Raw genomic sequence first — 241 nt, 5'->3', positions numbered from 1 at the left:
CTTTACACGGAGGGGGTCGGCGGTTCGAGCCCGTCATCACCCACCATCTACTTCGGTAGACTCGCAGTGTAGATAAGTGTTGGGATTGGGCGATTAGCTCAGTTGGTAGAGCATCTCCTTACACGGAGGGGGTCGGCGGTTCGAGCCCGTCATCGCCCACCATTCTCATCTTATCGCAGTAGTTCCGAAATGGGCGATTAGCTCAGTTGGTAGAGCATCTCCTTTACACGGAGGGGGTCGG

1 tRNA gene is annotated in these 241 nt (G+C 56.0%); it reads left to right on the top strand.

What is annotated here, in order from left to right:
- Positions 1-87: 87 nt before the first annotated feature.
- A tRNA-OTHER gene (locus tag L977_RS00760) sits at positions 88-162 on the top strand.
- The last annotated feature ends 79 nt before the right edge of the window (positions 163-241 follow it).

Source organism: Enterobacter sp. ZOR0014 (assembly GCF_000798855.1).
GTDB lineage: Bacteria > Pseudomonadota > Gammaproteobacteria > Enterobacterales > Enterobacteriaceae > Enterobacter > Enterobacter kobei.
Note: the sequence above shows the minus strand (reverse complement) of the source record. Positions and strands in the feature narration are given on the sequence as shown.